A 4,939-nucleotide genomic window follows, 5' to 3' on the forward strand; every position below is an offset into this window, starting at 1 on the left:
ATATTATATATTAATTATTAATGTTATTGATTTGGTTGTTGATTATTTTGAGTTTCTTGTTGAATTACAATTTGCATATTTGCATTAGGAACTTGATAGATTGTAGGAGTATAATTTATTTGATAAGGTGAAGAATTTTGATTATAGTTATAATTATATTGACCTTTATTTTCTTGTTGCCATGCTCTATTAAATGCTGGGTCTCTAAGTTGATTATTTAAATTATGATACATATTTTGTCCTGTTTGATGTATTTCATTTGTTTGGCTAGGTTGATGATGATGCTCCCATGATTCATGAGCTCTTTGCATATAATCTAATCCTTTTAAATGAGTATCAGGTAATATATCTATCATAAAAGAACTATGATTAATAGAATATGTTTGTTCTTCTAAAAAATTATATATTGGTTTTTCAAAAAATAAAAAGATTGTTTTTCTTTGTTGTGATGATGCATTATCATTTTGTTTTTTAATTCTTGTTGAATTTCTCCTAAACAATCTTGAGGCGAAAGCCAAGCTCCAAATCCTGTTTTAAGTTGCTCGCATGGTTTTAATTTATCTTTTTCATCTTGACAAGAATTAGATTGACATGTAGTACAATTCTTACATGCTTGTTCTTGTTTTTTTTCATCTAGACAAAAAGGAGCAACAAAAGGACGAAATCTTAAAATAACACTCATATTATTATTAACTTGATTATCATTATTAACTAAATCATAATAAGCATAATCAACTTCTTTTAATTCATTTTCCTTTTGTTTTGTTTTAAATGATAAAGTTAAATTAGAATCTATTGTAGGCAGTGTTGCTTTATATGTCATATTTTCTAAATACTTTTCTAACTCTTTTATACTATCATAATAAAGACTTCCAGAATACCATTTTATTTTTTTATTAGAAAGATTAAAAGTAAAATAAGGTGCATTAATGCCAGTAGTAAATTTTTTAATAATGTTATTAATTTTATCTTTAATTTGTTTTTTTTGTTATTCTAAATATTCTTGTAATGTTTGTTGCATTAATTCAAGTATTTTTTGTCCTAATATTAGTTTTATTTCTTCTTTAATGGATTCTTTTAATTCATTTAATTTTGTTCTTATTTATTTTATCTTGTCTTTTTTATTAGTGCCTGTTAAGGGTGGTAATTCAGTAGTTGTTTTTTTCTTTAATGCAGCTAAATTATCTCTTGTTTTAGGAGTTTTATTAGGTTCTGATAATGTAATGTTATTTAATGCGTTTTCAAATTCTTGTAGTTTTTTCTCCAAATCATCTAATATATTTTTTTCTTGTTGTGTTAAATTTAGATATGTAGGATTAGTTGTTTTGAATTCTTCTAATCTTTGGTTTTGTTCTGGTGAAAAAAATTTGCTTGAATGTTGGGAGCAGATAAATTAGATACTAAAGAATTTCTTAATAATTCTATTATTTTCTTTCTTTCATGAAATATGTTTTTGAGCCTGTTGCACCTGTAAATTCTTCTATTAGATCTTTTATGTATTGTGCTTTTTCTTGTGGGGTCTTTGCTTCCATCATTTGTCTTCTTTCCTCTGTGTCATATACTGGCAAAGAAAGCAACAAATCTTTTATAGCTTTTTGTTTAGGTTTAAAAATGTTGTTTATAAAATAATTAGATTCATTAAATTGTGCTTCTATTTTGTTTTGGTCTTCTGGTGATAAACGAGATATAATATCATTTTTTATTTCATACAAATCATCTATTGACACATTTAATTTATCATCATTTGATGCTGTGGAGGATTGTTCTTGGTTTGATTCTTCTATTTCTAAAGCATCTAATCTTTTTTTATTTCTAATATATTTGCATTAAGCATCCTTAAAAAAGAATCTTTCAATAAAAAAGGTTTAATATCTAAATTAGGATATGTTTTTTTATCTTTTTTAATCTAGTTCTTGAGTTAGATAATAAGGTTGAGATGCAATAATATTATCAGAATTAACTAAATCAAAATGAATATCTAATTTAAAAGGATTTGATGGATGAATAGTTAATTTATTAAATGAATTAATTTCTTTAATGGAATATTTGTCATCAGCATTAACTGAATCAAAATCAAAACTAGCAACAATAATATATTGTTCTTTATCATTAGTTTTTTCTAAGGGAAGTAAATTTTTATTTTGAATATGTGATAAAGGTAATATAGTATTGTAAATATCTCCAGCTTTATATTTTATTTCGTTGTTGTTTAAACTATTTCTATCTTTTCTAATAACACTGGTTTTTTTAATAAATTAGGTGTAATTTTTTGTATTTGTGATAGCGGTGGGAAATCATTTATATAATAAATTTGATTTTCAGCTTCAATACAAAGTCCAGTGTTGTTATTAGATGAGGGTATTTTATTATAAAATATTTTTTTAATATCTTCAACTTTTTTAATTAGATTAGTAGAATTATTATTTTTAACATCAATTGGAAAATAATGATATTTAATATATTTTTGAGCAAACTCAGTTACAAAATTAGGTTTGGTAAAAAAATAATCCCAATGATCTTTTTCTTGTTGTAATTCTTTTTTTGCATCAACTAATTTTAATCAATTCTTCCGTTTTTTTTTGAACTTCCCAATAATCCTTTGTTTTTTGATCATTACTTAAAAGTTTTTCTACGTCTGTTTGGGCTTTTAGAAATGCTTCATAGGCTTCTTGTTTAATAGCAATATTAGCATCACAACAAAGATATAAATCTTGTTCATCTAGACAACTTTTTTGAGGAATAGTTACTAATAGAGCATAACCTCTTTTATATGTTGATGCTGCATTAGGTTCTTGTCCTATTGTTTTAGCATCTCCTTGAAAATAAAACAAATTCTTATTATCTGATGCTAAAGGTTTAATTTGTACTTCTAATTTAGTTTTATTATCTGTTTGTATTTTATATCCTATATTAGAATTACCATTTATACCTAGTTGTCTTGGTTGAATTACTCCTAAATAATTAGGGTCACTATCATTAGCTAAAAGAATATTAAAATTACAATGACTCAACAAGATAATAAAAAAAACAATATATAAAATATATACTGTTTTTTTTACGTGTTTTAAAAAGGTAGTAAGAATTGATATTTTTTTATATTTAGACATATTAACAATTACCACTTTTAATTTATGAATAACTTGATGTATTATTTGTGTAATAATATTAACTAAGTAATAAGTAATTAAGGATTATATATTAGGATGTAGGATTAGATCTTGAATTGTTTCCTTGTCCTTGTGCTTGATTTTGTGTTACTGCTTGTGTTTGTCTCATACCAGCACCAGCAAAATTAGTTTGTCCTTTATTACTTACTTTAAGAGCTCTAGGTTTCAATGGTACTTTTGCACTTTGTACTACTGTACCTGTATTTGATGATTCTGTATTTCCATCTTTATCTACTAATTTATAATAAACTATTAAAGCAAGATTACCTTGGCTATAAAGGTCTTTACTTGCATTTAGATTTGATAATTCTAATAATTTTGCTAATAATGTTTTTGTTTTTTTAGTGGTTGTGCCATTAACTGTTTCTGTTTCTTCTAATGTATTTTCTAAAGAATATACTTGTTGTAAATTAAATGTAAATTTATATGGTTCTTTATGAACAGTTCCATTAGAATTTAGAACTGAAGGATTATTATGTAGATCTTTATATTTTAATGTACCATCTTTATATTTGTCATCTACATCTTTTTCGGTGTACTCTTTGTAGGCTTGGTTTGATTTTTGTAATTCTTCTAAAGTTTTAGTATATGATTTTTTACCAGTATCGTTTTGCATTACAGGTGGTAATGTAAAGGTGTGTTCGTATGTTCTATTATTTTTAGCAGTTACACCTTGATCTGAAGTATTTACAGTGCTTTCTACGCCTTTCACTTCATTACCCCAAACATCTTGCCCTTTGTAAAGGTATCTTGCAGGGTTTGCACTGTTTTTTTATGGGTTTCATTATTTCCAGTTCCAGTTGTTACAGGTTTTAATGTAAGTGATTTAAGTAATGTTCTGTTTTGTCCTTCAGTTGTATTATTATCACTGTCAAATGTAAATTGTTTTACATTACCATTACTGTCTTTTACTTAATTACCATTTGTATCTACTGCTTTGTATAATAATTTACCATTATTGTCTTTTTGATGCTTTAATGTAGGTGTTCCATCATATTCAATTCCTACTCTAAATACAGATTCTTGTACATCCTTACCGTCTTTTTTAACTACAACATAAAAATCTTTATTTGTTTCTCCTTCTTCTGTTAGTGTATATACTAATAAAACATCAACAGGTTTAACTTCATTAAAGTCTACATTTGTTGCAGAGTCATAATTTGAGGCTTGTGTATATACACTTGGATCTGGATTTTTTCCTGCATTATATCTATCAGTAGTCAATAAAACTAATTTATAACCTACATGCACTAAGTTATAATCTTTAAATAATGCTTTATTATTTACATCATCATTGCAATACTTTGCAACTAATCCTACTTCTTGTTTAATTTGTTTTGTATCTGTTACTAAATGTTTAGTTTCTAAATCAACTAATTTTTTATCATCATTATCATCAGTAAATTTAGAATATAGATAACCTAATAATGAAGGATTAGCTTTCCCAACTTTTGTTCCTAATGGTTTAGTTTTAAACACATAGTCTGTATTTAGGGCTCTTGTAGAAATAATCATCCCTACTATAAATACTGTAGCAACTAAGGCAGCACCTAAATTAATAAGACTTTAGGAACCCCACATACTTTCTTATTTTTCTTATTCTTATTAACATTACGCATATATTTATTCTAATTCTCTTCCAATATTGTTTTTATTATGAAAACAAAATATAGAAAATTTTTTTATACAACATGTTATTTCCTTGAAGCAATATTTTAACTTAACTAAATAGTATTAAATAATAATTAGTGTCAATTAAAATATTTATAATT

General features: G+C 25.2%; 7 protein-coding genes. 1 reads left to right on the forward strand and 6 read right to left on the reverse strand.

Going from position 1 to position 4,939, the window contains the following annotated elements:
• Nucleotides 1-23: 23 nt before the first annotated feature.
• Nucleotides 24-356, reverse strand: coding sequence for a hypothetical protein (locus OL66_RS00195; protein ID WP_156956334.1), 333 nt, complete (start codon nt 354-356; stop codon nt 24-26).
• A 35-nt stretch (nt 357-391) separates the two neighbouring features.
• Nucleotides 392-823: a hypothetical protein gene (locus OL66_RS00200; RefSeq protein WP_034171993.1), complete on the reverse strand. Its 432-nt coding sequence runs from the start codon at nt 821-823 to the stop codon at nt 392-394.
• A 106-nt stretch (nt 824-929) separates the two neighbouring features.
• On the opposite strand from OL66_RS00200, the gene OL66_RS00205 reads away from it, so the two are divergent.
• A complete protein-coding gene (locus OL66_RS00205) occupies nt 930-1,397 on the forward strand; it encodes a hypothetical protein (RefSeq protein WP_034171994.1) in 468 nt (155 codons plus the stop codon).
• A gap of 27 nt (nt 1,398-1,424) precedes the next feature.
• Here the strand turns inward: OL66_RS00205 and OL66_RS00210 are convergent, their stop codons facing one another.
• The 4 genes from OL66_RS00210 to OL66_RS00225 form a co-directional block, all read right to left on the reverse strand.
• On the reverse strand, nt 1,425-1,727 hold the full coding sequence (locus OL66_RS00210) for a hypothetical protein (RefSeq protein WP_156956335.1): 303 nt from the start codon (nt 1,725-1,727) through the stop codon (nt 1,425-1,427).
• 819 nt (nt 1,728-2,546) lie between these two features.
• Complete coding sequence (locus tag OL66_RS00215) at nt 2,547-3,107, reverse strand: hypothetical protein (RefSeq protein WP_034171996.1); 561 nt, start codon at nt 3,105-3,107, stop codon at nt 2,547-2,549.
• A gap of 91 nt (nt 3,108-3,198) precedes the next feature.
• The gene (locus tag OL66_RS00220; RefSeq protein ID WP_034171997.1) at nt 3,199-3,879 is read right to left on the reverse strand and encodes a hypothetical protein; all 681 of its coding nucleotides are present in this window, start codon (nt 3,877-3,879) and stop codon (nt 3,199-3,201) included.
• A gap of 200 nt (nt 3,880-4,079) precedes the next feature.
• Nucleotides 4,080-4,682, reverse strand: coding sequence for a hypothetical protein (locus OL66_RS00225; RefSeq protein ID WP_034171998.1), 603 nt, complete (start codon nt 4,680-4,682; stop codon nt 4,080-4,082).
• Nucleotides 4,683-4,939 lie beyond the last annotated feature (257 nt).

It is taken from the genome of Chrysanthemum yellows phytoplasma, assembly GCF_000803325.1.
GTDB lineage: Bacteria > Bacillota_I > Bacilli_A > Acholeplasmatales > Acholeplasmataceae > Phytoplasma > Phytoplasma asteris.

Coding starts and splice junctions, on each gene's coding strand:
- OL66_RS00205 (WP_034171994.1), top strand. CDS start 930: ATGCCAGTAGTAAATTTTTTAATAATGTTATTAATTTTATCTTTAATT.
- OL66_RS00215 (WP_034171996.1), bottom strand. CDS start 3,107: ATGTCTAAATATAAAAAAATATCAATTCTTACTACCTTTTTAAAACAC.
- OL66_RS00225 (WP_034171998.1), bottom strand. CDS start 4,682: ATGATTATTTCTACAAGAGCCCTAAATACAGACTATGTGTTTAAAACT.
- OL66_RS00200 (WP_034171993.1), bottom strand. CDS start 823: ATGACATATAAAGCAACACTGCCTACAATAGATTCTAATTTAACTTTA.
- OL66_RS00195 (WP_156956334.1), bottom strand. CDS start 356: ATGATAGATATATTACCTGATACTCATTTAAAAGGATTAGATTATATG.